General features: G+C 68.7%; 25 protein-coding genes and 1 pseudogene. 16 read left to right on the top strand and 10 right to left on the bottom strand.

Annotated elements, in window-relative coordinates:
• Window positions 1-177: 177 nt before the first annotated feature.
• From M0R88_RS15260 to M0R88_RS15250, 3 genes are all read right to left on the bottom strand, one after another.
• Window positions 178-456 carry a UPF0058 family protein gene (locus M0R88_RS15260; protein ID WP_128478264.1) on the bottom strand — a complete coding sequence of 93 codons (279 nt, stop codon included), beginning with the start codon at window positions 454-456 and terminating at the stop codon, window positions 178-180.
• A 70-nt stretch (window positions 457-526) separates the two neighbouring features.
• Window positions 527-745, bottom strand: coding sequence for a ribbon-helix-helix domain-containing protein (locus tag M0R88_RS15255; RefSeq protein ID WP_115795808.1), 219 nt, complete (start codon window positions 743-745; stop codon window positions 527-529).
• A gap of 199 nt (window positions 746-944) precedes the next feature.
• A complete protein-coding gene (locus tag M0R88_RS15250) occupies window positions 945-1,226 on the bottom strand; it encodes a hypothetical protein (RefSeq protein WP_248649880.1) in 282 nt (93 codons plus the stop codon).
• A 229-nt stretch (window positions 1,227-1,455) separates the two neighbouring features.
• Between M0R88_RS15250 and M0R88_RS15245 the strand changes: the two genes are divergently transcribed.
• From M0R88_RS15245 to menD, 3 genes are all read left to right on the top strand, one after another.
• Complete coding sequence (locus M0R88_RS15245; protein WP_248654351.1) at window positions 1,456-2,052, top strand: sulfite oxidase-like oxidoreductase; 597 nt, start codon at window positions 1,456-1,458, stop codon at window positions 2,050-2,052.
• A 157-nt stretch (window positions 2,053-2,209) separates the two neighbouring features.
• Complete coding sequence (locus M0R88_RS15240) at window positions 2,210-3,568, top strand: isochorismate synthase (protein WP_248654350.1); 1,359 nt, start codon at window positions 2,210-2,212, stop codon at window positions 3,566-3,568.
• On the top strand, window positions 3,561-5,387 hold the full coding sequence (gene menD / locus M0R88_RS15235) for a 2-succinyl-5-enolpyruvyl-6-hydroxy-3-cyclohexene-1-carboxylic-acid synthase (RefSeq protein ID WP_248654349.1): 1,827 nt from the start codon (window positions 3,561-3,563) through the stop codon (window positions 5,385-5,387). The genes M0R88_RS15240 and menD overlap by 8 nt, the downstream gene beginning before the upstream one ends.
• 110 nt (window positions 5,388-5,497) lie before the next feature.
• Here menD and M0R88_RS15230 read toward each other — a convergent pair whose 3' ends face one another.
• Window positions 5,498-6,697 (bottom strand): pyridoxal phosphate-dependent aminotransferase, encoded by a 1,200-nt coding sequence (locus M0R88_RS15230; protein WP_248654348.1) that lies wholly within the window; start codon window positions 6,695-6,697, stop codon window positions 5,498-5,500.
• Window positions 6,698-6,743: 46 nt separating this feature from the next.
• Window positions 6,744-7,307: a cysteine hydrolase family protein gene (locus M0R88_RS15225; RefSeq protein WP_248654347.1), complete on the bottom strand. Its 564-nt coding sequence runs from the start codon at window positions 7,305-7,307 to the stop codon at window positions 6,744-6,746.
• Between the two features lie 109 nt (window positions 7,308-7,416).
• On the opposite strand from M0R88_RS15225, the gene M0R88_RS15220 reads away from it, so the two are divergent.
• The 10 genes from M0R88_RS15220 to M0R88_RS15175 all read left to right on the top strand — a co-directional run bounded on the left by M0R88_RS15220 (window position 7,417) and on the right by M0R88_RS15175 (window position 16,786).
• On the top strand, window positions 7,417-8,310 hold the full coding sequence (locus M0R88_RS15220) for a 1,4-dihydroxy-2-naphthoyl-CoA synthase (RefSeq protein WP_248654346.1): 894 nt from the start codon (window positions 7,417-7,419) through the stop codon (window positions 8,308-8,310).
• A 51-nt stretch (window positions 8,311-8,361) separates the two neighbouring features.
• The gene (locus M0R88_RS15215) at window positions 8,362-8,844 is read left to right on the top strand and encodes a bacterio-opsin activator domain-containing protein (protein WP_248654345.1); all 483 of its coding nucleotides are present in this window, start codon (window positions 8,362-8,364) and stop codon (window positions 8,842-8,844) included.
• Between the two features lie 56 nt (window positions 8,845-8,900).
• Window positions 8,901-9,227: a HalOD1 output domain-containing protein gene (locus M0R88_RS15210; protein WP_248654344.1), complete on the top strand. Its 327-nt coding sequence runs from the start codon at window positions 8,901-8,903 to the stop codon at window positions 9,225-9,227.
• Between the two features lie 80 nt (window positions 9,228-9,307).
• The gene (locus tag M0R88_RS15205) at window positions 9,308-10,327 is read left to right on the top strand and encodes an NAD(P)/FAD-dependent oxidoreductase (protein WP_248654343.1); all 1,020 of its coding nucleotides are present in this window, start codon (window positions 9,308-9,310) and stop codon (window positions 10,325-10,327) included.
• Window positions 10,328-10,502: 175 nt separating this feature from the next.
• Window positions 10,503-11,444, top strand: coding sequence for a 1,4-dihydroxy-2-naphthoate polyprenyltransferase (locus M0R88_RS15200; protein ID WP_248654342.1), 942 nt, complete (start codon window positions 10,503-10,505; stop codon window positions 11,442-11,444).
• Window positions 11,441-12,514, top strand: coding sequence for an o-succinylbenzoate synthase (menC, locus tag M0R88_RS15195; RefSeq protein ID WP_248654341.1), 1,074 nt, complete (start codon window positions 11,441-11,443; stop codon window positions 12,512-12,514). The genes M0R88_RS15200 and menC overlap by 4 nt, the downstream gene beginning before the upstream one ends.
• The gene (gene menE / locus M0R88_RS15190) at window positions 12,507-14,126 is read left to right on the top strand and encodes an o-succinylbenzoate--CoA ligase (protein ID WP_248654340.1); all 1,620 of its coding nucleotides are present in this window, start codon (window positions 12,507-12,509) and stop codon (window positions 14,124-14,126) included. The genes menC and menE overlap by 8 nt, the downstream gene beginning before the upstream one ends.
• Before the next feature lie 526 nt (window positions 14,127-14,652).
• The gene (locus M0R88_RS15185; RefSeq protein ID WP_248654339.1) at window positions 14,653-15,402 is read left to right on the top strand and encodes an NRDE family protein; all 750 of its coding nucleotides are present in this window, start codon (window positions 14,653-14,655) and stop codon (window positions 15,400-15,402) included.
• Between the two features lie 57 nt (window positions 15,403-15,459).
• Window positions 15,460-15,804, top strand: coding sequence for a helix-turn-helix transcriptional regulator (locus M0R88_RS15180; RefSeq protein ID WP_135851153.1), 345 nt, complete (start codon window positions 15,460-15,462; stop codon window positions 15,802-15,804).
• Between the two features lie 64 nt (window positions 15,805-15,868).
• Complete coding sequence (locus M0R88_RS15175) at window positions 15,869-16,786, top strand: MOSC domain-containing protein (protein WP_248654338.1); 918 nt, start codon at window positions 15,869-15,871, stop codon at window positions 16,784-16,786.
• Between the two features lie 56 nt (window positions 16,787-16,842).
• Here the strand turns inward: M0R88_RS15175 and gatA are convergent, their stop codons facing one another.
• On the bottom strand, window positions 16,843-18,117 hold the full coding sequence (gene gatA / locus M0R88_RS15170) for an Asp-tRNA(Asn)/Glu-tRNA(Gln) amidotransferase subunit GatA (protein WP_248654337.1): 1,275 nt from the start codon (window positions 18,115-18,117) through the stop codon (window positions 16,843-16,845).
• Window positions 18,118-18,149: 32 nt separating this feature from the next.
• Window positions 18,150-18,449, bottom strand: coding sequence for an Asp-tRNA(Asn)/Glu-tRNA(Gln) amidotransferase subunit GatC (gene gatC, locus M0R88_RS15165; RefSeq protein ID WP_248654336.1), 300 nt, complete (start codon window positions 18,447-18,449; stop codon window positions 18,150-18,152).
• A gap of 288 nt (window positions 18,450-18,737) precedes the next feature.
• Between gatC and M0R88_RS15160 the strand changes: the two genes are divergently transcribed.
• The 3 genes from M0R88_RS15160 (at window position 18,738) to M0R88_RS15150 (ending at window position 20,912) form a co-directional block, all read left to right on the top strand.
• Window positions 18,738-19,706, top strand: a complete 969-nt coding sequence (locus M0R88_RS15160; protein ID WP_248654335.1) for a transcription initiation factor IIB — start codon at window positions 18,738-18,740, stop codon at window positions 19,704-19,706.
• A gap of 114 nt (window positions 19,707-19,820) precedes the next feature.
• The gene (locus M0R88_RS15155) at window positions 19,821-20,300 is read left to right on the top strand and encodes an NUDIX hydrolase (protein WP_248654334.1); all 480 of its coding nucleotides are present in this window, start codon (window positions 19,821-19,823) and stop codon (window positions 20,298-20,300) included.
• Between the two features lie 90 nt (window positions 20,301-20,390).
• Window positions 20,391-20,912: a hypothetical protein gene (locus M0R88_RS15150; RefSeq protein ID WP_248654333.1), complete on the top strand. Its 522-nt coding sequence runs from the start codon at window positions 20,391-20,393 to the stop codon at window positions 20,910-20,912.
• Between the two features lie 79 nt (window positions 20,913-20,991).
• Here M0R88_RS15150 and M0R88_RS18840 read toward each other — a convergent pair whose 3' ends face one another.
• The 3 genes and pseudogenes from M0R88_RS18840 to M0R88_RS15140 form a co-directional block, all read right to left on the bottom strand.
• The gene (locus tag M0R88_RS18840) at window positions 20,992-21,213 is read right to left on the bottom strand and encodes an ATP-binding protein (RefSeq protein WP_248654332.1); all 222 of its coding nucleotides are present in this window, start codon (window positions 21,211-21,213) and stop codon (window positions 20,992-20,994) included.
• Window positions 21,214-21,350: 137 nt separating this feature from the next.
• Window positions 21,351-21,638: pseudogene (locus M0R88_RS18775) on the bottom strand (ATP-binding protein); the annotation flags it as partial.
• A gap of 71 nt (window positions 21,639-21,709) precedes the next feature.
• A complete protein-coding gene (locus tag M0R88_RS15140; RefSeq protein ID WP_248656720.1) occupies window positions 21,710-22,861 on the bottom strand; it encodes an asparagine synthase C-terminal domain-containing protein in 1,152 nt (383 codons plus the stop codon).
• Window positions 22,862-22,892 lie beyond the last annotated feature (31 nt).

The raw sequence follows: 22,892 nt of genomic DNA, 5'->3' as shown, positions 1-22,892 counted from the left end.
CGTGGAAGCCACAAGCCTCTCAAATATCTTGCGGCCCGAACTTCTACCGCGGACGCGACACGAGGGTCCCGCCTTCGCTCGCGGTGGACTGAAACGTCTCTCCCGAAAGACGAGCGAGCGCCAGTTACAGAGCGTCTGTTTCGTGCGTTCTTACTCCTCTCCAGAACCCCGGCCGTTCTAGATCTTGGACTCCGCGTCGTCGGCGAGTTCCTGCATCCGTTTTCCGATGCGGCCCGCCTCGCTGAACTCGTCGTCGCTCATCGCCGTGGCCAGCGCGTTCCCCAACACGAAGACGGCGTGCTTGTGTTCGCTCTTCGATTTGTGAACGTGCGAGGGGTCTACGTCGAGTTCCTCGTAGGGGTCGAACAGTCCGTCCGTGACCCGCTCTTGGTCTTGGAAGTACTCCATGATGAGGACCATCTCCTCGTGGAGTTCCAGAAGCTCGTCCTTGTGCATGTCCGTGGATACGGATGTGTCTGGTTTAAGAGTTTCTGACAGTCGGTCACACTGCTCCGAAAAGAGAGGGTTAGAAGACGTACTCGTCCTCGTGGCCCATCATCCCTTCGTCTTCGATACCCGGTTCACGGTCGTCGTCGTCCATCGGACCGCTCGTTTTGTAGGCTTTCAGACCGGTCGAGAGCAGGTCCTCGATGGCCTCCTCTCGGTTCACGAATTCGCCCTGTTCGACCATCTGGGCGATCTGCATTTCGAGATGTTCCGGAATAGTTATCTCTACCTTCGGCATTGGAACATTGGTGGCTTCGGGAGGGGTGTTGATAAGTCTGACGGGGACGAGTACCGACGACCGAAAACCAATTCGGCAATCACTGAAGTTGTCTTTCGGTATCCGGAAGTTCGAGCCCCGTTTCCGAAAATGAACTTCAGTTTACGTCGATAAAACCGGCGATTACTACCTGACGATAGGAAAAATCGGCTGTCGGGCCTCAGCGGCTACTGAGCATCTGCTCGATGGAACTGACGATGCGGCCCGGTCCCATCGCGCTCAGTTTCTCCTCCATCCGCTTCTGATTGTAGTAGCTAGCGAACGCGAGAATCGTCGGCGGCCAGAGACCGATGAACAGGCCCTGCATACGATTCCCCCGCCCGAAGAACTGGTACCACGACAGCGCGACCGACGCGGCCGACGCGAGGATGGCGAGGTCCGTCGTCGACTCCTCGGCGGCCTCCATCTTGGCCTTTCGTTCGACCGTTTGCTGGTTATCCATTGACATCGCAACTACGCTTTAGCACAGACCGTCCTTTGTTATTCAGTTGATGTCCGGGAGTATCGACAGTAGGTTGCGGGAGTTCATACAGTTCGTCCGGGAATCGACTCGTTACTCGCGGGCCACGAGCGCGGGACGGAGCCGGAAATCACTGATTGAGCCCGCCCGCCGGCGGGGGACGCTCCCCCGAGTCGTTAGACCTACTTGAGTCCGCTACCCACTACGACTCATGAGCGTCACCGACGTCACCGACCTCCACGAGGAGTTCGACGGCGAACGCCTGCCGCCGGGCCAGCGCAAGACCAGCAAGTTCCCGGTCCTCTCGAAGAGCGGTACGCCAGACTGGAACCCAGAGACGTGGGAGTTCACGGTCTCCGGCGCGGTCGAGGAGGAACTGAGCTTCACGTGGGACGAGTTCCGGGACCTCCCGAGCGAGACCCAGAATCAGGACTTCCACTGCGTGACCGGCTGGAGCAAGTTCGACTGCGATTTTACGGGCGTCACGTTCCCCGACCTCGCGGAGATGGCTGGCGTGCAGGACGACGCGGTTCACGTCATGTTCTCCGCGCTCGACGGCTACACGACCAATCTTCCCCTCTCGGACTGCATGCGCGAGGAAGTCCTGTTCACCTACGACTTCGACGGCGACGCGCTCCCGGAGGAACACGGCGGTCCCCTGCGCGTGGTGACGCCCCACAAGTACGCCTACAAGGGAGCGAAGTGGGTGGACGGCGTGGAGTTCCTGACCGAACCCGAGCGCGGCTACTGGGAGAAGCGCGGCTACTCGAACACCGCGAACCCGTGGAACGAAGAGCGGTACAGTTAGACGGATCGATTTGGTTTTTCGACACGCCAGTCCGATTTGCAGAACTAACGGAGTGCGTACGCCGGTGAAGAATCCCCGGACAGTTCGCCCTCGCGTCCGCAGAGCGCCACGAGTAATTCAGTTAGACTAAAGGCTCCCCAATCCTCAGTTCGACTGAATGGAGTCTCCGCCCCGCGACGGACAGGTGTCGGCCGAACCGATCGGCTCCGCCCTCGTGAGCCGGGCAGTAGAGCTACCCGACTGCGACCCCCGACCGTTCCTCGCCGGGCGGGACGCGCCGAGAATCTACTGGACCAGCCCTTACGGTCCGGAGTTCGCCGGCGGCGGCACCGCGGCCCGAATCGCGGCCGAGGGTGCCGACCGCTTCGAGACGGTCCGCGAGGCCGCGGACGACCTCCTCTCGGACTTGAACTACGACGGTCCCGAGGCAGCCCGCCCGCGACTCTTCGGCGGGTTCGCGTTCCACGCGGACCACGACCCGGCCCCGCCGTGGCAGGGGTTCGGCGGCGGCGAGTTCGTCCTGCCGCGAACCCAGTTGACTCGCGCGAACGGCGAGACGTGGCTGACCGTCTCCGCGCGCGACGCCTCGCTCGAGGCGGTCGAGCGCGAACTCGCCGAGGTCCGCGAGGCGCTGACCGACGCCCGAGAGCGAGCGACCGGGACCGACCTCCGGAACGGCGGTCCGCCGGGCGTCCGCTCGACCACGTCAACCACGACCCGCGAGGAGTGGGCCGAGCAGGTCAGCGCCGCCGTCTCCCGCATCGAGGCGGGCGACCTCCGGAAGGTCACGCTCGCGCAGGCTCTCGCCGTCGAGTTGGCCGGCGAAATCTCGATTCCCGACGCGCTCGCGCGCCTCGGCGAGTCGTACCCCGACTGCTTCCGGTTCTGCTTCGAACCGACGACGCACGGCGCATTCTTCGGCGCGACCCCCGAACGGCTCGCCACCCTGCGCGGCCGGACCGTCGAGACCGACGCCCTCGCGGGGTCGGTCGGCCGCGGCGACACCCCCGAGGAGGACGCGGAACTCGAAGCCAGTATCGAGGAGAGCGAGAAGATGGCCCACGAACACGAGCTGGTCGTCGAGACCATCCGCGACCAGCTCTCGCCGGTCTCGGGCGAGGTCCGGGTAGCCGACCGCCGCGTCCGGAAGCTGGCGACCATCCAGCATCTCTGGACGCCCATCGAGGCCGACCTGAGCGACGACGGCCACGTCCTCTCCATCGTGGAGGCCCTGCATCCGACTCCCGCGGTCGGCGGTCTCCCGCCCGAGACGGCGCTCCGGACCATCCGCGAGACCGAGAGCTTCGACCGCGGGTGGTACGCCGCGCCCGTCGGCTGGTTCGACGCCGAGGGCGACGGCACCTTCGCGGTCGGCCTCCGCTCGGCGGTCACGGACGGTACCACGGCGACGCTGTTCGCCGGCAACGGCATCATCGCCGACAGCGACCCCGACGAGGAGTACGAGGAAGTGCAACTGAAGTACCGGCCGATTCTGGACGAACTGGAAGATGAGTGATTCTCCCGCCCCGAACCGCAACACCCTCTGGGCGCGGACCCTCGTCGAGGAACTGGACGCCGCGGGGGTCGAAGCGGTCTGTATCGCGCCCGGCAGTCGCTCGACGCCGCTGACGGTCGCCTTCGCCGAGCATCCGGAAATCCGAGTGTTCTCCCACTTGGACGAGCGCTCCGCCGCGTTCTTCGCCTTGGGGCGGGCCAAGCGCACCGGGAAGCCGACGCCGCTGGTCTGCACCTCCGGCACGGCGGCGGCGAACTTTCACCCCGCGGTCATCGAGGCCAGTCAGTCCCGCGTGCCGATGCTGGTCCTCACGGCCGACAGACCCCCGGAACTCCGGGACTCGGGCGCGAACCAGACCATCGACCAACAGAAGCTCTACGGCGACTCGGTGCGGTGGTACGCCGACCTGCCGGAGCCGGAACCCGAGGGCCGAAAGCTCCGGTCGCTCCGGACCACCGCGGCCCGCGCGCTGTCCGAATCGACCGGGACGCCGCCGGGACCGGTCCACCTCAACGTCCCGTTCCGCAAGCCGCTCGAACCGGTCGAGGTGCCCGGCGACGTGCCCGAGAGTTTGGCCGACGAAGCGCCGCTCGGCGCGGCGGGCCGGACCGAGAGCGACGGAAGTCGGCGGCCCTTCGTCCGGACCGCGCAGGGTCGCCCCGAGTTGGCCGAGAGCGAGATGGAGGCGGTTCGGGAAGCCGTCGAGAGCGCGGACCGCGGCCTGCTGGTCGCCGGTCCCGCGGACGCGCCGAGTCCCGAGCGCGAGGCGCTGGCCGACTTCGCGGCGGCGACCGGGTTCCCGATTCTGGCCGACCCGCTCTCGGGCCACCGGTTCGGACACGCCGGCGAAACGCCGGTTTTGGGCGGATACGACGGCTACCTCGAATCGGTCGGCGAGTCGTGGCCCGACCCCGACCTCGTAGTCAGGTTCGGTGCCTCCCCGACCTCGAAGGTCCTCCGGCGGTACTTGGAGGCCAGCGACGCCCGGCAGTTCCTCGTGGACCCCGCAGGCGGGTGGCGCGAGGCGACGTTCACCGCGACCGACCTGCTGGCGGCCGACCCGACGCGATTCGCTCGGCGAATCGCGTCGGGACTCGATTCGTCGGGAAGCGAGGGGTCGGGGAGCGACGAGTCCGGAGGCGAGTCGCCTGAGACCGCTTCGTGGCGCGAGCGCTTCGCCGCCGCCGAGGAGGACTACTGGCGGGTGGTCGAGTCGGCGCGCGAGGAACGACTCTTCGAGGGCGGCGTCCTCTCGGCGGTCGCCGAAGACGCGCCCGACCCCGCGACCGTGATGGTCTCGAACAGCATGCCGGTCCGGGACTTGGACCGGTTCGGGAGGCCGCGCGCGGCCGACCTGACGGTCCTCGGCAACCGGGGCGCGAGCGGCATCGACGGCATCACCAGCACCGGACTCGGTGCGGGGAGCGCGACCGACGACCCGCTGGTCCTCGTGACCGGCGACTTGGCGTACTACCACGACATGAACGGCCTGCTCGCGGTGGCGCGCTGCGGCGTGGACGCGACCGTCGTGGAGATAAACAACGACGGCGGGGGCATCTTCCACATGCTCCCCATCGAGGAGTTCGACCCGCCGTTCACCGAGCAGTTCCGGACGCCCCACGGACTCGACTACGAACCCACGGGCGACCTCTACGGACTGGACTTCGAGCGCGTCGCGGACCTCGAATCGTTCAGGTCGGCGTTCGAAGCGTCGGTCGAGAGCGCGGGGACGCAGGTTATCGAGGTCGCGACCGACGCCGAACGGAGCCACCGGTTCCGCGAGGAGGTCGGCGATCGCGTGGCCGAGCGGTTGGAGTGAGTAGGTTCGGCGACGCTCGCGGTCAATTCGTTTTATCCGCATCTATAACAGAGAAGATATCGGGTACGTTCGTCGGTCAGCGCTCGGACGCGATGGAGTGTCAGGACTCGCTACGATTCGTCGCGGACGAACCGCTCGATGCGGTCCAGTCCCTCCTCGATGCGGTCGAGACCGTTGGCGAAGCTGATTCGGAGATACCCCTCTCCGGCGTCGCCGAACCCGTCGCCGGGCGCGGTGACGACGCCCCGCTCCGAGAGGAGTCGCTTGGCGACCTCGAAGCTCCCGCCCGGCAGGTCGCTCACGTCGAGGAACGCGTAGAACGCACCTTCCGGCCGGGGACAGGAGACGGTCGGCATCTCGGCGACGCGCTCGACCACGAAGTCCCGCCGCTCTTCGAAGGCGGCTTTCATCTCGTCGACCGGTTCCTGCGGGCCGGTCAGCGCCGCGAGCGCGGCCTGCTGGCTCACGCTCGACGGGCAGGCGGTCGTGCTCTCGCCGATGCTGGTCACGGCGTCCACGACCGACTGGGGACCCGCCAACCAGCCCAACCGCCACCCCGTCATCGCGTAGGTCTTCGAGCAGGAATCGACGGTGATGACGTTCTCGGGAGTATCGACGTAGGACGCGACGCCACGGAAGTCCCGGTCGTAGGTCAGGCGACCGTACACCTCGTCGGCGACGACGTAGGCGTCGTGGGCCGCCGCGACTTCGACGACCTCCGCGACGGCGTCCTCGTCGTAGACGCGGCCGGTCGGGTTCGAGGGACTCGTCAGAATCACGGCGGCGGTCTCGTCGCCGATTTCCGCCGCGACGCGCTCGGGGTCGAGGTCGAAGCCCGACTCGGCCGACAGCGGGACCGTCACCGGGGTCGCCCCGGCCAATTGGACCTGATTCACGTAGTTGGGCCACGCGGGCGTGGGCACGACCACCTCGTCGCCCGGCCCGGCGAGCGCCATCATCGAGAGCGAGAGGGCCTCCATCGCGCCCGACTTCACCGTGACCTGCTCGGGAGCGTACTCGACGCCGCTCTCGCGCGCCATCGTCTCGGAAATCGCCTCGCGGAGCGGCGGGATGCCGGCGTTCTCGGTGTAGCTCGTCGCGCCCTCGCGGGCGGCCTCGGCCGCGGCGTCGATGACGTGGTCGGGCGTGCCGAAGTCGGGTTCGCCGACTTCGAGGCGGACCAGTTCTCGGTCGGACTCGCGTCGCGCCTCCTCGGCGAGACCGAACATCACGCGAATCTTCGAGCGTTCGAGGCTCCGCGTCCGGTCGGCGAGTCGCCCCGAGGGGTCCCGTTGGCTTGCGTCCGTCATGGGCTACGTCACGGAGTTGGGCGTGAAGTAAGTTCGCTCCGCGGAACTATCCGAGCGCGGCGACGACCGCGTCCGTGCGACGCACGGGGGCGAACTCCCCCCGGAGATTCGCCAGCGCCACGTCGTGGACCGCCGACGGGTCGTAACGAGAACCGTCGTGGCCCTCCGCCTCGAACGCGGCGGTCGCGTCCGCGACCACGACCGGGGAAAACCCGAAGTTGTCGGCCATCCGGGTCGAGGTCGAGACGCAGTGGTTTGTCGTCAGTCCGGCGAACACCGGCGTCTCGCATCCGGATTCCCGGAGTCGGTCGGCGAGGTCGGTCCCGACGAAACAGCTGTTCACCGACTTGTGGACGACCGGTTCGTCGTCGCGCGGAGCGACCTCGGGTTTGAACGCCACGCCCGGACGGTCCGGTCGGAGCGGCGAGTCGGACTCCGTAGAGCGGTGCTGGACGTGGAAGACCGGCCGGTCGGTCCGCCGCCACGCGTCCAGCAGTCGCGCGGCGTTGGCCTCCGCGTCGGGGTTGTTGCGCTCGCCCCACGAGGGGTGGTCGAACCCCTGCTGGACGTCTATCAGCACGAGCGCGGCGTCGGTCGGGAGTTCGTCCATGGTCGAGTGTCCGACTCCGGCGAGAAAAACCTACGCGTCGGGAGAGTCCTCGCGCCGGAACCGGGCGCGTTCGGGAATCTTTTTGCGCGCGCCGCCCCGACGCGGACACATGGTATCCGAGATTTTCGACCCCGAGAAGTGGGAGTCGGCGGGTCCCGACTTCGACGACATCACCTACCACCGCGCGGTCGAGTCGGGCACCGTCCGCATCGCGTTCGACCGGCCCGAAGTTCGCAACGCCTTCCGACCGAAGACCGTGGACGAACTCTACGACGCGCTCGACCACGCCAAGCGCCAGACCGACGTCGGATGCGTCCTGCTGACGGGCAACGGCCCGTCGCCCAAGGACGGCGGGTGGGCGTTCTGCTCGGGCGGCGACCAGACCGTCCGGGGGGAGGACGGCTACGAGTACCGGGGCGAGGACGGCCAGACCGACCAAGCCGCCGAGGGCGGCCGCCTCCACATCCTCGAAGTCCAGCGCCTGATTCGCCACATCCCGAAACCCGTCCTCTGCGTCGTGCCCGGATGGGCCGTCGGCGGCGGCCACAGCCTCCACGTCGTCTGCGACATGACCATCGCCAGCGAGGACCACGCCGTCTTCAAGCAGACCGACCCCGACGTGGCGTCGTTCGACGGCGGGTTCGGGTCGGCGTACCTCGCCAAGCAGGTCGGCCAGAAGAAGGCGCGCGAAATCTTCTTCCTCGGGAAGGACTACGACGCCGAGGAAGCCGCCGACATGGGCATGGTCAACGAGGCGGTGCCCCACGAGGAACTCGAAGACGTGGCGCTGGAGTGGGCCGAGGAGATGAACGCGAAGAGTCCGACCGCGATGCGCATGCTCAAGTACGCCTTCAACGCGACCGACGACGGGATGGTCGGCCAGCAGGTCTTCGCCGGGGAAGCGACCCGGCTCGCGTACATGACCGACGAGGCCCAGGAAGGCCGCGACGCCTTCGTCGAGGGCCGAGAGCCGGAGTTCGACCGGTTCGACTGGCACTACTGACCGCTGCGTAGCTTTAACCGAGTCGGGACCGAATCGGGGGACGGACACACCGTGACCTCGATAGCCGACTTCACTCTCGCCGCCGACGGGTTCCCCCTCGGGAAGGCGTTCGAGGAGTTCCCCGACGCGGTGTTCGAACTCGACCGGGGGGTTCCCAGCGACGACACGGTCATGCCGTACTTCTGGGTGACCGACGCGAGCGCCGACATGACGGACGTTCGCGACCTGCTCGACGGCCTCCCCGAGTTGCGCTCGGCGGTGCTGATGGAGGACTTGGGCGACAGGGGACTGTTCCGGGCCGAGTGGGAACCGGAGTTTCTGGGCATCATGACCGCCATCGCCGAGACCGACGTGACGGTCATCTCCGCCACGGGTTCCAGGAACGGCTGGACGTTCGAACTCCGGGGCGAGACCTCCGACGCGCTCGCGTCCCGACTCGGCATCAGCCGACAGGCGTTCGCCTCGCGGTTGCGCAGGGGCTACCGAACCATCGTCGAGAACGGACTGGCGGGAGAGGAGGACGGCGATACTTAAACGGGTTACATGGGTAAGGGCGGAGTTGACCCGTCCGGCGGGAGTACCGAGAGGCGATGACCAGCGAGGGAATGCAACAGCCGATTTTCACCTACGAGGTATCGCCGTCGGAGTCGTTTAGCGAGGGGGTTATCGCCGCCGTATCCGCCGCGTCCGGTACCGACTCGATAGCGCCGAAGGAAGCGACCAGTTCCGCGGAGGTTCTCGAACCGCTGTACAGCGTGGTCGATCCGGACGCCCTCGACGGGCTGTTCCGCGGTCGGGACTCCGGTCGGGGCAGTGTCGAGGTGTCGTTCGCGTACCACGACCACGAAGTCACCGTCTCGGGCGGCGGGCAAATCGAAGTCGAGCCTCGGTCGGCGGCCGACGAAGCGTCCGACTGAGGGTATCCACCGTCGCGGTGAACCGCCCGGACTCGCCGCCGCCCGCCCGCTTAAGGCCGTCACGGTCCAACTCGTACTCCATGACCGACGAGACTCGGGAGTACGAGGTCGCCGTAATCGGCGGCGGACCCGCGGGACTCACGGCCGCGCTCTACACGACGCGACTGAGCCACGACACCGTGGTCGTCAACCGCGGCGGCGGCCGAGCCGCGATGATGACCGAGACGCACAACGTCGTCGGCATCACCGAAGACGTGTCGGGGAAGGAACTGCTCCGGACCGCGCGCGAGCAGATTCAGCGCTACGGCGCGGACTACGTTCGGGACTACGTGGAGTCGGTCGAACAGTCGGGGGACGGTCGGTTCCGGCTCTCGACCGACGAGGCCGAACTGACGGCGGAGAGAGTCGTGCTGGCGACCGGATTCAACGACGTGCGACCAGACCCGCCGCTCCCGCCGACCGGCCGGGGTCTCCACTGGTGTCTCCACTGCGACGCCTACATGTTCGTGGACGAGCCCGTCTTCGTGATGGGAACCGGCGAGTCGGCCGCCCACGTCGCCATGATCATGCTCAACTTCACCGACGAGGTTGACCTGTTGTTGCGGGGCGACGACCCGCAGTGGAGCGACGAGACCGACCGCCAGTTGCGTGCCCACCCCGTCGAAATCGTCTCGGAGGACGTCACCGGAATGGAGAAGGGCGACGACGGCTGGCTCGAAGGCTTCGAGTTCGAGGACGGGCAGTTCCGCGAGTACCGTGGCGGCTTCCCGATGTACGGGTCGAACTACAACGCGGAACTCGTGGACCAACTGGGGTGCGAGCGCAACGACGACGGTACCGTCGCGGTCGGCGACGCGGGCGAGACCAGCGTCGAGGGCGTCTACGCGGTCGGCGACCTGACGCCGGGCCACAACCAGATTCCGGTGGCGATGGGCGAGGGCGCGAACGCGGGCATCGACATCCATTACTCGCTCCGGGAGTTCCCCAAGTCCGTCGAGGAAATCGACGCCGAGGGCGACGTGTCGCCCGACGAAGTGCCGGGCATCTCCGACGAACTGCGCGAGGCGGCTCGCGAGTTCAGGGCGACTGGCGACGACTGAAGCGCCGGCAGGACGACCGGGCGTCTCGCTCGCGCCGTCCCGCTCTCCGTTTAAGTGCTTCTGGTGACAAGGAGTAGATACGAGCGAAGAACGGTTCTCTCAGACACCGACTTCCGCCAGCGTCGGCTCTGCCGAAACCGCAGACGCTATTGTCCGCTCGCCGTAACTCCCGACAATGAGCGACACGGCTACCGAACACTCCCGCCGCGAGGCGTGGCTGATGGCCGCTCGGCCTCACACGCTCCCGGCGGCCGCCGCCCCCGTCATCGTCGGCGTCGGTCTCGCCGTCCACGAGGGCGTCTTCGCCGCGCTCCCGGCGCTGGCGGCCTTCGTCGGCGCGGCACTCATCCAGATCGGCACCAACTTCGCCAACGACTACTACGACGCCGTGAAGGGCGTCGACACCGACGAGCGCGAGGGATTCACCCGCGTCACGCAGTCGGGCCTCATCGCCCCCGAGTCGGTCAAGCGCGCGATGTACGCCACGTTCGCGCTGGCGATACTCGTCGGCGTCTATCTGGTGTACGTCGGCGGTCTCCCAATCCTCGTCATCGGGCTCGCCAGCGTCGTCTCCGGCGTCGCCTACGCCGGGGGTCCCTACCCGCTCGGCTCGCACGGTCTCGGCGACCTGTTCGTCTTCGTCTTCTTCGGCGTCGTCGCCGTGATGGGCACCTTCTACGTACAGGCCGCCAGCGCGGCGGCCGGAGCCTTCCCGACGGGAATCCCGGAGGGAACCGTCACGCTCGCGGCGTTCGTCGCCAGCCTTCCCGTCGCGGCCATCTCAACGAACATCCTCGTCGTGAACAACGTCCGGGACCTCGAAACCGACCGCGAGGCGGGCAAGAAGACGCTGGCGGTCCTCGTCGGCTACACCGCGAGTCGGGCCGAGTTCGTCGGCCTACTGGCGCTGTCGTACGTCGTGCCCGTCTGGTTCTGGCTCGCGCGGGGCTACTCTCCGGCGGTCCTCTTGCCGCTGGCGACGATTCCCTACGCGGCCGCCATCGCGCGGACGATGCTGACCGACACCTCCGGCGCGGCGCTCAACCCCGCGCTCGAACGGACCGGGAAACTGCTCGCGGCCCACTCGGTGCTGTTCGCACTGGGTCTCGTGATATGAGAGCCGACATCCGCCCCTTCTCGCTCCCGCTGGCCGACCCCCTCGAAACCGCGCGGGGCACCGTCGAGCGCCGGGACGGACTCCTCCTCAGACTGGAGGCCGACGACGGGTCGGTCGGCGTCGGCGAGGCCACGCCGCTTCCGGGCTGGACCGAACACTACGACGAGTGCGAGTCGGCCCTCGCGGAGGTTAGCGAGGTGCTTCGCGCCTCGAATACGAGCGGTGAAACCGCGAGCGAGGAAATCGACGCCGGGGCCGACCCCGACGACCTCCTCGCGGATCTCGACTCGACCCCCGCCGCGCGCCACGCGCTCGACCTCGCGCTCGCGGACCTGCGCGCCTCGCGCCAGCGCGTGCCCCTCTACCGCTACTTCGGCGCGGAGAACCCCGCCAAGAGCGTCCCGGTCAACGCGACGGTCGGCGACGCGCCCGCGGAGGCGACCGTCGCCGAAGCCGAGCGCGCCGCCGCCGCCGGCTTCGACTGCCTCAAAGTCAAGGTCGGCGCGCGCCAGTTGTCCGCCGACGTGGAGCGAATCGAGGCGGTGGCCGACGCGCTCCCGGAGGTCGAACTCCGGGCCGACGCGAACGCGGCGTGGACCCGCGAGCAGGCCCAGCAGTTCCTCGATGCGGTCGGCGACCGCCTCGCCTACGTCGAGCAACCCCTGCCCGCGACCGACCTCGCGGGCCTCGCGTCGCTCGCCGGACCGGTCGCGCTGGACGAGACGCTCGCCGAGGTCGGTTTCGAGGACGCGCTCGACGCGAATCCCGACGCGGTAATCCTGAAACCGATGGCGCTCGGCGGTCCGCGCGAGGCGAGCGCGCTCGCCTCGCGCGCCCGCGAGGAAGGAATCGAACCGGTCGTGACGACGACCATCGACGGGGCAGTGGCCCGGACCGCCGCGGTCCACGTCGCGGCCGCGATACCGGACGTGACGGCCTGCGGACTCGCCACTCGGAAGCTGCTCGAATCGGACCTCGGCCCGGACATCGCGCCGGTCGCGGACGGCCGGGCGGTCGTCCCGCAGGGCGAGGGCAACGGCACCGCGGACACGTGGGGACACCATGACTGACGAACGAGAACGACGACCCCCCGAAACGGCGGAGACGACCCGCGACTGGTTGGCCGAGCGCGCCCGGACCTCGTCCGAGGCGACGGCGCTCGTGGAAGCGGCCGACGGAACTCGGTGGAGCTACGCAGAACTGGACGCGGCGGTCGAAGAGACCGCGGGCCGACTCGCCGACCTCGGCGTTCGGGCGGGCGACCACCTCGGCGTCCTGATGGAGACGCGGGTCGCGTTCGTCCGACTGGTCCACGCCGCGATGCGCCTCGGCGCGGTGCTGGTCCCGCTGAACGCCAGACTGACCGGACCCGAGTTGGTCCGGCAGGCCGAGACCGCCGACCTGAACCTGCTGGTCTGCGAGCGCGAGACGGAGGCCGACGCGGTGGCCGTCGCGGACTCCGCGGCGTCCACGGCGGGGCTCCCGGTCGCGTCGGTCGATTCGCTGGACGCGGACGGCGTGGCGGCGCTCCGGGAGCGCGAACCGACCGACTTCGACCCGGCGGCGTGGTCCCGCGCGGACCCGCAGGCGATGCTGTTCACCTCCGGCACGACGGGCGACCCGAAGGCCGTCGAGCTGTCGATGAGCAACTTCCTGTCGAGCGCGGTCGCCTCGGCGTTCCGGCTCGGCGTGACCCCCGACGACAACTGGCTCCTCTGCCTGTCGATGTACCACATGGGCGGGCTGTCGGTCGTCCTCCGGTCGGCGCTCTACGGGACCACGGTCGTCTTGCAGGAGGGCTTCGACGCCGGGAACGCCGCGGACGCGACGGCGGAGTTCGGCGTCACGGGCGTCTCGCTCGTGCCGACGATGCTCCGGCGGATGCTCGACGCGCGCGACTCGCTGAGCAACTCGCTGCGGTTCGTCCTGCTCGGGGGTGCGCCGGCCTCCGAGGAACTGATTTCGCGGTGCGAGGCCCGCGGCGTGCCGGTCCACCCGACCTACGGCATGACCGAGACGGCCTCCCAAATCGCCACCGCCCGGCCCCGCGAGGCGTTCGCCCATCGCGGGACCGTCGGGCGACCCCTGCTGTGGACCGACGTGACCGTCGTCGGCGAGGGGGACGAGGGAGACGAGAGGGACGAGGAGAGCAGGGATGACGAGGCGGACGGTGAAGGCGGAAACGAAATCCCGCTCCCGGCGGGCGAGACCGGCGAACTCGTCGTCTCCGGGCCGACCGTGATGCGGGGCTACTACGGCGACCCGGCGGCGACGAACGAGACCTTCGGCGAGTACGGACTTCACACCGGCGACGTGGGCTACCGCGACGAGGCGGGGCGCGTCTGGGTGCTGAACCGCCGCGAGGACCGCATCGTCACCGGGGGGGAGAACGTCCACCCCGGCGAGGTGGTCGAGGCCCTGCGCGAGCATCCCGCGGTTCGGGACGCCGCGGTCGTCGGGTTGGCCGACGACGAGTGGGGCGAGCGCGTGAGCGCGCTGGTGGTCACGGAGGACGACGCGACGCTCTCGGTCGAAGCTCTCGACGCCCACTGTCGGGAGCGACTGGCGGGCTACAAGTGCCCGCGGACGGTCGCGTTCGCAGACGAACTGCCACGGACCACCTCGGGGACCGTCGAGCGCGAGGCGGTCCGGGAGCGACTTCGGGAAGCGCGAGATTCGTAGTTCCGGGTCGTTTCTCGGGTTTTCACCGACCACGGGACGCGCCGCGTGACACCAGCGACGGGACGCGCCGGGTGACACTCTCGGCAGGACGCGCCGCGAGGGCCTCGTGCCCCAGCAAGCGGGGAGGTACGGGGGCGCGGTTGCGATGCTGTGCGGCGACTCCGTTTTGTCGGCGATAGTAGCGGTCGCGGTTGCTGTCGGCCTCAGAGCCGAACTGGTAATCGAGTAGAAGCTACTGGTTCCGACTCCAATCACACCGGGACCGCACGGCACCGCACCTCGCCCTCCCCAACCGCTTGCGTTGCTCGCTTCGCTGCGCTACTCAGCCACCGTCGGACAAACGGCGTCCGACGAGCCGTGCTTCGCTCCGCTCAGCACGACCTCGCGCGGTTGGCGCGACACGAGGTCGCGCCAGCACGCGCCAGACCGAAAGCCACTCTCGACGACTGAAATCCATCGCCGAACCCGTCCCCACAGAGCCTGCGAGGCCGCGGAACTTTAGCCCGAGAGACCCGTACTGTACACTGTGTGTACTCTCATCCTCGCGTGGCGGGTGTTCGACGACGCACCGATAGCCGCGGCGGCGAACCGCGACGAGGCGCTCGGCCGTCCGTCCCGGCCGCCCGGCGTCTCCGACGAGGACCCCCGCGTCGTCGCGCCGCGGGACGAGGAGGCCGGCGGGACGTGGATCGGTTACAACGACGCGGGCCTGTTCGTCGCCGTCACGAACCGCCGAACCGACATCGATGGCGAGCGTTCGCGGGGATTGCTCGTCCGTGACGCGTTGGCCCGCGAGTCGGCGAGCGCCGCGAGTTCCTTCGTCCGAGACGAACTCGCAGACCGCCAGTACGCCGGGTTCAACCTCGTCGTCGCCGACCGCGAGGAGGCCGCCCTGCTGGAGTGGGACGGCGTCCTCCGGACGACCCACTTCGACCCCGGCGTCCACGTCGTCGTCAACGAGGGGTACAACGGGGCCGCGTCGAAGGCCGAGGCCATCCGCGAGGCGGTCCACCCCGACCTGCCGACCGACGACGCGACCGGTGCGATCGCACCGGACGCGACCTCGGAGACGGACTCCGCGGAGTGGTTCGAGCGCGCGAAGGAGGTCCTGCGGGACCACGACCTCGGGGCCTGCGTCCACGCCGACGGCTACGGCACTCGCTCGTCGTCGCTGGTCGCCATCGACGCCGAGGGCGCGGGGCGGTACTGGTTCGCCGACGGCACGCCCTGCGAGACCGACTACGAGGAGGTCGCGGTCGAAGGCGGAGACGGATAAATCGGACGAGCGAGTCGGACGGTCAGTTTTAAACCGCTCGCGGACCGTGTTCCCCGTATGGCAGTATCCGAGGAGGACCTCACCGACGCGGAGCGCGCGGGACTCGAACTCGTCCGGGAGTCCGGCGGCATCCACCAGAGCGACTTCTGGAAGCAACTCGACGTGGACTCCCGGAAGGGCAGTCGAATCGTCGAATCGCTGTACGAGAAGGGTCTCGTCCAGCGCGAGGAGACCGTCTACGAGGGCCACAACACCTACCTCATCACGCCGGCGGCCCGCGACCTCGATTTCTCGCTGCTGATGGCGGGCGACATGCTCTCGCCGTTCATCGGCGAGGAGGAGGTCGACGCGGAGAGCGACGCCTTCTCGCAGTGGATCATGAATCTGGCGTACAGCGAGTAAGGCCCCTCGACGCTTTTCACCCCGTTCACTGGCTTTTTGTCGGACAGCGGCCAACCTACCGGCCATGTCCGACTGGTACGGCGACCACCCCGTCACCGGACTCGACGACGCCGACCCGCACCTCGCGCATCTCCAGTACTTCCCGGTCAAGTCGCTCGACCCAGAGCCGCGCGACCGGGCGACGCTCGCCGCCGAGGGCGCGCTCGCCGGCGACCGCGAGTGGGCGATTCTGGACCGGCCCGCAGACGACCCCTACGACCCGGCCGCGGCCGACGTCGGCGGGTCGGGCGACTACGTCAACGGGAAGAAGACCGACGCCGTCCACCGACTCCGCTCGACGTTCCACCCTCGAGACGCGGGCGGGCCGGGCGTCACGCTACGCGAGCAGGGCACCGACGAGTCCGACTCCCGACGGTTCGCGCTCGCGGACGCCGGCGACGACGAGGCCGCGGTCCACGCCGACCTGAACGCCCGACTCTCCGAGTTCTTCGGGCGCGCGGTCAGCGTGCGGCGGGACGCGTCCGGCCAGCACGACGACCGTGAGCGACACGGGCCGACGGTCGTCTCGACCGCCACCCTCCGGGAGGTCGCCGCGTGGTTCGACTTCGACCTCGAATCCGCCCGGCGTCGGTTCCGCGCCAACGTCGAAGTCGGCGGCGTGCCGCCGTTCTGGGAGGACTGCCTGTTCGCCGACGCGGATGAAGCGGTCCGGTTCCGAGTCGGGGAAGTCGAACTCGTCGGCATCCATCCCTGCCAGCGGTGCGTCGTCCCCGGCCGCGACCCCGATACGGGCGAAGAGACGCCCGACTTCCGGGAGGCGTTCGTTCGGCGGCGCGAGGAGACGATCCCGAGTTGGACCGCCGGCGACCGATTCGACCACGCCTTCCGGCTGATGGTCAACACCCGCGTCCCGGAGGAATCGGCGGGCGAGACCGTCGCCGTCGGCGACCCGGTGGAGCGACTTGGGACGGAGGCCGTCTGACTGCTCAAGCCGGACAGCGGCGGTAAATCCGGCAGAAAAGAGCGACGAGGCGCCGACTACTCCAGCGCACTCCCGACGCGGATAATCTCCTCCTCGCCGAACGCCGGCCCGATGAACTGAATCCCGACCGGGAGGCCGTCGGTCTCACCGGCCGGGATCGAGATGGCGGGCAGGTCCGCGAGGTTCACGGGCACCGTGTTGGCGTCCGCGAGGTACATCTGGAGCGGGTCGTCCAGACTCTCGCCGACCTCGAACGGCGGGGTCGGCATGGTCGGACTCGCCAGCACGTCCACCGACTCGAAGGCCTCGTCGAAGTCCTGCTTGACCCACGCGCGAGCGTCCTGAGCCTGCTTGTAGTACTTGTCGTGGTAGCCCGCCGAGAGCGCGTAGGTGCCCAGCAGGATGCGGCGCTTGACCTCCTCGCCGAAGGCCTCCTCGCGGGCCTTCGAGAACGCCTCGTTCCAGTTGCCGTCGAAGCCGCCCGAGTGGCCGTAGCGCACGCCGTCGAAGCGCGCGAGATTCGAGGACGCCTCGGACATGGCGATGACGTAGTAGGCTTCCACGGCGTGTTCGACCGAGGGGAGCGAGACCTCTTCGACGGTCGCGCCCCGCTCGCGGAGGTCGTCGAGGCTCGCCTCGAAGCGCTCGCGGACGCCCTCGTCGGCACCCTCGACCAGTTCCGCGGGGACGCCGATAGTCGTGTCCTCCACGTCGCCCGTGGCGGCGCCGGCGTAGTCGGTTCCGGCCCCTTCCTCGCGGGTCGTCGCGTCGCGCTCGTCCGGCCCGCTGATGGCGTCGAGGAGCGCGGCGGCCTCCTCGACGGTGGGCGCGAGCGGACCGATCTGTTCGAGGCTGTTGGCGTAGGCGACCAGTCCGTAGCGCGAGACCAGCCCGTAGGTCGGCTTGATGCCGACGACGCCGCAGAAGGCGGCGGGGTTCCGGATTGAGCCGCCCGTGTCGCTTCCCAACGCGAGGTCCGCTTCGCCGGCGGCGACGGCGGCCGCGCTCCCGCCAGACGAACCGCCGGGGACCCGGCCCGGTGCGGCGGGGTTCTCGGCCGCGCCGAACGCCGAGGTCTCGGTGGTCGAACCCATGCCGAACTCGTCCATGTTGGCCTTGCCGACGATGGTCGCGCCCGCGTCCTTCAGGCGCTCGACCACGGTGGCGTCGTACGGCGGCACGTAGTCGTCCAGCATCTCCGACCCGCAGGTCGTCCGGACGCCCTCGGTGCTGATGTTGTCCTTGACCGCGACGGTGCTGTCGGCGAGGGGGCCGTCGTCCGCGCCCTCGATGGTCTCCTCGGTGATGAATACGTTGTAATCTGCGCTCATGGTTGGTAGTGGTAGTCGTCGTTCGGGAGAGATTACGAGACGTTCGGTCCCTTGAAGTAGCCGTCCTCGGTCTCGGGTGCGTTCGCCAGCGCCTCCTCCTGCGTGAGGGAGTCGCGCACCTCGTCCTCGCGCATGACGTTCACGAGGTCGGCGTCGCGTTCGACCTCCGGCACCTCGTCCAGCGTCTCGAAGTAGTCGAGGATGTCCGCGAACTGCTCGGTGAACCGCTCGACCTCGTCGTCGTCGAGACCGACGCGGGCGAGGTCGGCGACGTGTCGGACCTCCTCCGGACCGGGCGCGGAGTCCTCGGACCCAGTAGACGTGTCGCTCATACACGTAGAGTCCCGCGGGGCGTCGGTAAGGGTTTCGATACCGACCCCTCGAAGGTAGTATTAAAGGTTGCCGAATTCGGGGGGTCGCCCTGAGACCCCGAGACGCGCCTCTGGCCCGTCGAGAACGCCGGAGACGCGTCGGAGACGAGTATCGGTGAAAACGCGCGTTGCCACAGTCTTTAAGTAGAAACGGCTACAACTAGGTAACGTCTTCTGACCCCGGTATCCACCGTCCCGTCTGCGGCCGACCGACCCACATACTGCTAGCTCTCTCCATCAAATTCCACCATGACCGAAACACGAACCCGAACCCACACCGACGAGCGAACCACCGACGAAACCGAGACCGAGCGCGAAGAGACCAAGTGTCCCGAGTGCGGGGGGAATCTCGTCACCGACGACGAGCGCGGCGAGACGGTCTGTGCCGAGTGCGGACTCGTCGTAGACGAGGACCAGATAGACCCCGGTCCGGAGTGGCGCGCGTTCGACGCCAAGGAGAAGGACCAGAAGTCCCGCGTCGGCGCGCCGACGACCAACACGATGCACGACAAGGGCCTCTCGACCAACATCGGCTGGCAGGACAAGGACGCCTACGGCAACTCGCTCGGGAGTCGCCAGCGCGAGAAGATGCAGCGCCTGCGCAAGTGGAACGAGCGATTCCGCACCCGCGACTCCAAGGAGCGCAACCTCAAGCAGGCGCTCGGCGAAATCGACCGCATGGCCTCCGCGCTCGGCCTGCCGGACAACGTCCGAGAGACCGCCTCGGTCATCTACCGCCGCGCGCTCGACGAGGACCTCCTGCCGGGCCGCTCCATCGAGGGCGTCGCCACCTCTGCGCTCTACGCCGCCGCGCGGCAGGCCGGAACGCCGCGCAGTCTGGACGAAATCAGCGGGGTCTCGCGCGTGGACAAGGACGAAATCGCGCGGACCTACCGCTACGTCGTCCGGGAGTTGAACCTCGAAATCCAGCCCGCCGACCCGAAGAGCTACGTCCCGCGGTTCGTCTCGGACCTCGACGTGAGCGACGAGGTAGAGCGCCGCGCCCGCGACCTGCTGGACACCGCGACCGAGAAGGGCATCCACAGCGGCAAGTCGCCGGTCGGTCTCGCCGCGGCCGCCGTCTACGCCGCCGCCCTCCTCAGCAACGAGAAGGTGACCCAGAGCGAAGTCAGCGACGTCTCGGACATCAGCGAGGTCACCATCCGCAACCGCTACCACGAACTGCTCGAAGCGAAGGAAGACGCTATCGCGCCCTGAAACCCTGTTTTTGCCGCCCGCGTCGCGGTCGCATCCGTCGGTTCCGACCCGTTCTGTGACCCGATTCGACGCCGAATCGCAACGCCCAACCGCCGCCGTTTCGTCGGCCCACGCATGGAGACCACCCGTCACTTCACCGCGACCGTCTACGTCGTCCACGACGGCGCGGTTGCGTTGCACCGCCACGACCGACTCGACATGTGGCTCGCGCCCGGCGGCCACTTGGACCGCGACGAACTCCCCCGCGAGGCGGCCCGGAGGGAGGTCCGCGAGGAGACCGGTCTCGACGTAACCCTGCTGAAACCCGAGACGAGCGTCGAGGCCGTCGCTGGCCGAGAACTCCCGCCCGCCGAACACGTCATGTTGTTCGACATCGACGTCTACCCGAACGGCGAGGTCGGCCACCAGCACGTCGACTTCGTCTACTTCGGCGAAGCCGAGGACCGGGACATCGACCCCGCTGGCGACGAGGCCGACGCCGACGAGTGGGAGTGGTTCGCCCCGGACGGCCTTCGGTCGTTCGACGAACTGACGACCGAAGTCGAGACGTTGGGCGTCGAAGCGATAGCGGCGGTCGAACGTCGGTCCGCGTAGTCGCTCGCCGTCGTCGGCGTGGCTTCAAAGAGAAGTGTCGTTTTACCAAGTAAGAAAGTTAATTAACCCCCGTTCTGAACGACCGCTTACATGAGCGTCGGCGAAGTCGGCGTCGAGGACGGCGAGCGCGACCTTCCCGCGGCCATCGAGGCGGAACTGCAAGCGGGCGAGGAGGTCCGCCGTTCGTGGACCGCCGGGAACGTCCACTGGGCCAACCAGTGGCAGGTGCTCCCCGACTCGCCGACGCACTTCGCCGCCACCGACCGCCGGGTCGTCTTCGCGACCGGCGACGAGACGACGTCTATCGGCTACAACCACGTCCGCGCGGTCGAGACCGACCCCGCGGACGACGGGATGGACCTCTCGGTGGCGTTCCGCGCCTGCGGCGGCCTCTGTCTGGTTGTCGGCGTCGTCGCCGCCACGCGGGACCTGACCAACGGTGCCGGACTCGTCGCGCTGTCGGTGCTGCTCCTCGCCGCGGGCGGCGCGGTCGGGACCGGTCCCGACCGCGCGACCGTCACCATCGTCATCGACAACGAGCGCCAGCGCCTCTCGTTTTCGGCGGACGAGTCGGTGGGGGAGGCCCTCGCCGAGTTGGCGACCGAGGGCTGAGTCGGCGCGTCCGCTCGTCGGCCCATCGACGGGTCTGCATGTCCGCCCGTCAACCCCCGAGTCGTCGGCTCCGGCCCTGCTACTCGGTCGGACGCTGTGCCACGGTGACGTTCGTGAACTCGAAGCGAGCGCCGCCGGTCTCGCTCTCCGTGATGGCGCACGACCAGTCGTACACCTCGGCCATCTCGTAGACGAACGGCAGCACCAACCCCATCCCACCGTTGTCGCTCGCGGTCGTGTACCCCGATTCGAACACCGCCTCTCGGTCGTCGGCCGGGATTCCGGGACCGTCGTCGGCCACGTAGAATCCGGTCGGGAGTTCGCCGACCGTGATGGTGACGTCGGTTCCGCCGCGTTCGATGCCGCTCCCGTCCGCTGGACGAGGGCCGGGAGGACGAGGAACCCCGACACCGGATCCTCGAGACCCCCGACGGCCGCCCCGAGGAAGACGATGGCGAGCATGACGCCGATAGCGCGGAGCGACCACCCGGCGACGACGGAGAAGAGTTCCGGGCGGACGCTCGTCGTCGGGAGTCGGTAGCCGCCGTACGCGAGGGTGAGACCGCTCGCGCCGACCAACAGGGAGGTGACGAGGGTCCCCCCGACCGTCCGGTCGGCGACGGGTGCCACCGGAAACCCGACGGCGAAGGCGACGTACAGTCCGCCGAGCGCCAACAGGACCCGTCGGCCGCCGATTTCCCCGATTCCCCGAGAGACGTAGCTCATTGCCCTGCATACGGCACTTCCCGGTAATGACGATTTTGGTTCCGATACCGCCGACTCGACGGTCGGCCGACTCACTCCTCGACCAGCGACGCGACGTACCGGGAGACGTGGTCGTCCATCCGGCGCTTGAACCCGGCCTGTCTGGCGAGTCGGTCCACCTCGCGGGCGACCAGACTGCCGTACTGGACCGCCTTCTTCTCGCGGAACGCCACCCCGTCGGGGACGAACTCGCGGGCGGCCAGTCGGAACGCCTTCTTGCGTTCGCCCCGCGAATCGACCAGCGACTCGCCCGGAAGCGCGAGCGCGGCCCGGACCACTCGGTCGTCCAACAGCGGCGCGACCGGTTCGACGCCCGCCGCCCGGAGCGCCAGCACGTCGCGTTCCAACTGGTCGGGGAGCGTCCCCACCACCTCGCGGGCCGCGCCGCGCACCGTCTCGGCCTCGACGCGAGGGTCTTCGGGCGCGCGAGCGACCTTCGCGTACCCGCCGAACAGTTCGTCCGCGCCCTGTCCGACCGCAAGTCGGTCGAAGCCGTCGCGAGAAGCGCGTTCGGCCGCGAGATAGAGCGGGAGCGCGATTTGCACGTCCATCGCGTTCGTCCGCCCGGTCGCGCGGGCCACCTCGGGCACCGCACGCTCCACGTCCGCGGGAGATAGCTCGAAAACCCGCAAGTCCGCCTCGCGGCCCATCAGACGCGCCGCGCGCCGGGCCGCCGCCACGTCGTGGCTCTCCGGGAAGCCGACGACGTACAGCGGCGCGTCGAAGGCGCTGGCCACGACCGCGGAATCGACGCCGCCAGAGAACGCGACCGCGAGATCGCCGGATGCCGCCGCGCCCGACTCCACCGACGCGAGACTCTCCCGGAGCGCACCCCCGACGTTCCGCACCGTCTCGCGGTCGTCGGGGATAGGCTCGGGGTCGGGAAGCGAGAAGACGCGTTCGAGGGCGGCCTCACGGAGGCCGCCCTCGCCGGCGGCGGTTCCGACTCCCTCGGGGTCGAAGACGTGACCCGCGGGAACTGGCTCGGGGTCGGCGAGGTCGCCGGGGGAGAACGACCACCTCACGTCCTCCTCGCTCCCGCTCTCGACGAAAATCGGTTGGCGACCCAAGACGTCGCGGACGAGACGACCGTCCGGGAGTCGGCCGGCGAACCCCGGCGAGTCGAAGAGGGCGTTCCCGTCCGCGACGGCCCGCGCCACGCGCTCGGCCGACGCGCCCCGCATCTCGGTCTCCGACTCTGCTCCCCCGTCAGTC

The organism is Halorussus gelatinilyticus, assembly GCF_023238445.1.
Classification (GTDB): Archaea; Halobacteriota; Halobacteria; order Halobacteriales; family Haladaptataceae; genus Halorussus; species Halorussus gelatinilyticus.
The sequence above is the reverse complement of the archived record's forward strand: the minus strand, read 5'-3'. Positions and strand labels throughout refer to the sequence as shown.

Coding starts and splice junctions, on each gene's coding strand:
- M0R88_RS15140 (WP_248656720.1), bottom strand. CDS start 22,861: ATGCGGGGCGCGTCGGCCGAGCGCGTGGCGCGGGCCGTCGCGGACGGG.
- M0R88_RS15250 (WP_248649880.1), bottom strand. CDS start 1,226: ATGGATAACCAGCAAACGGTCGAACGAAAGGCCAAGATGGAGGCCGCC.
- M0R88_RS15155 (WP_248654334.1), top strand. CDS start 19,821: ATGGAGACCACCCGTCACTTCACCGCGACCGTCTACGTCGTCCACGAC.
- M0R88_RS15175 (WP_248654338.1), top strand. CDS start 15,869: ATGTCCGACTGGTACGGCGACCACCCCGTCACCGGACTCGACGACGCC.
- gatC (WP_248654336.1), bottom strand. CDS start 18,449: ATGAGCGACACGTCTACTGGGTCCGAGGACTCCGCGCCCGGTCCGGAG.
- M0R88_RS15220 (WP_248654346.1), top strand. CDS start 7,417: ATGGTATCCGAGATTTTCGACCCCGAGAAGTGGGAGTCGGCGGGTCCC.
- menE (WP_248654340.1), top strand. CDS start 12,507: ATGACTGACGAACGAGAACGACGACCCCCCGAAACGGCGGAGACGACC.
- M0R88_RS15200 (WP_248654342.1), top strand. CDS start 10,503: ATGAGCGACACGGCTACCGAACACTCCCGCCGCGAGGCGTGGCTGATG.
- menD (WP_248654349.1), top strand. CDS start 3,561: ATGAGTGATTCTCCCGCCCCGAACCGCAACACCCTCTGGGCGCGGACC.
- M0R88_RS15180 (WP_135851153.1), top strand. CDS start 15,460: ATGGCAGTATCCGAGGAGGACCTCACCGACGCGGAGCGCGCGGGACTC.
- M0R88_RS15225 (WP_248654347.1), bottom strand. CDS start 7,307: ATGGACGAACTCCCGACCGACGCCGCGCTCGTGCTGATAGACGTCCAG.
- menC (WP_248654341.1), top strand. CDS start 11,441: ATGAGAGCCGACATCCGCCCCTTCTCGCTCCCGCTGGCCGACCCCCTC.
- gatA (WP_248654337.1), bottom strand. CDS start 18,117: ATGAGCGCAGATTACAACGTATTCATCACCGAGGAGACCATCGAGGGC.
- M0R88_RS15150 (WP_248654333.1), top strand. CDS start 20,391: ATGAGCGTCGGCGAAGTCGGCGTCGAGGACGGCGAGCGCGACCTTCCC.
- M0R88_RS15255 (WP_115795808.1), bottom strand. CDS start 745: ATGCCGAAGGTAGAGATAACTATTCCGGAACATCTCGAAATGCAGATC.
- M0R88_RS15240 (WP_248654350.1), top strand. CDS start 2,210: ATGGAGTCTCCGCCCCGCGACGGACAGGTGTCGGCCGAACCGATCGGC.
- M0R88_RS15245 (WP_248654351.1), top strand. CDS start 1,456: ATGAGCGTCACCGACGTCACCGACCTCCACGAGGAGTTCGACGGCGAA.
- M0R88_RS15260 (WP_128478264.1), bottom strand. CDS start 456: ATGCACAAGGACGAGCTTCTGGAACTCCACGAGGAGATGGTCCTCATC.
- M0R88_RS15205 (WP_248654343.1), top strand. CDS start 9,308: ATGACCGACGAGACTCGGGAGTACGAGGTCGCCGTAATCGGCGGCGGA.
- M0R88_RS15160 (WP_248654335.1), top strand. CDS start 18,738: ATGACCGAAACACGAACCCGAACCCACACCGACGAGCGAACCACCGAC.
- M0R88_RS15210 (WP_248654344.1), top strand. CDS start 8,901: ATGACCAGCGAGGGAATGCAACAGCCGATTTTCACCTACGAGGTATCG.
- M0R88_RS15230 (WP_248654348.1), bottom strand. CDS start 6,697: ATGACGGACGCAAGCCAACGGGACCCCTCGGGGCGACTCGCCGACCGG.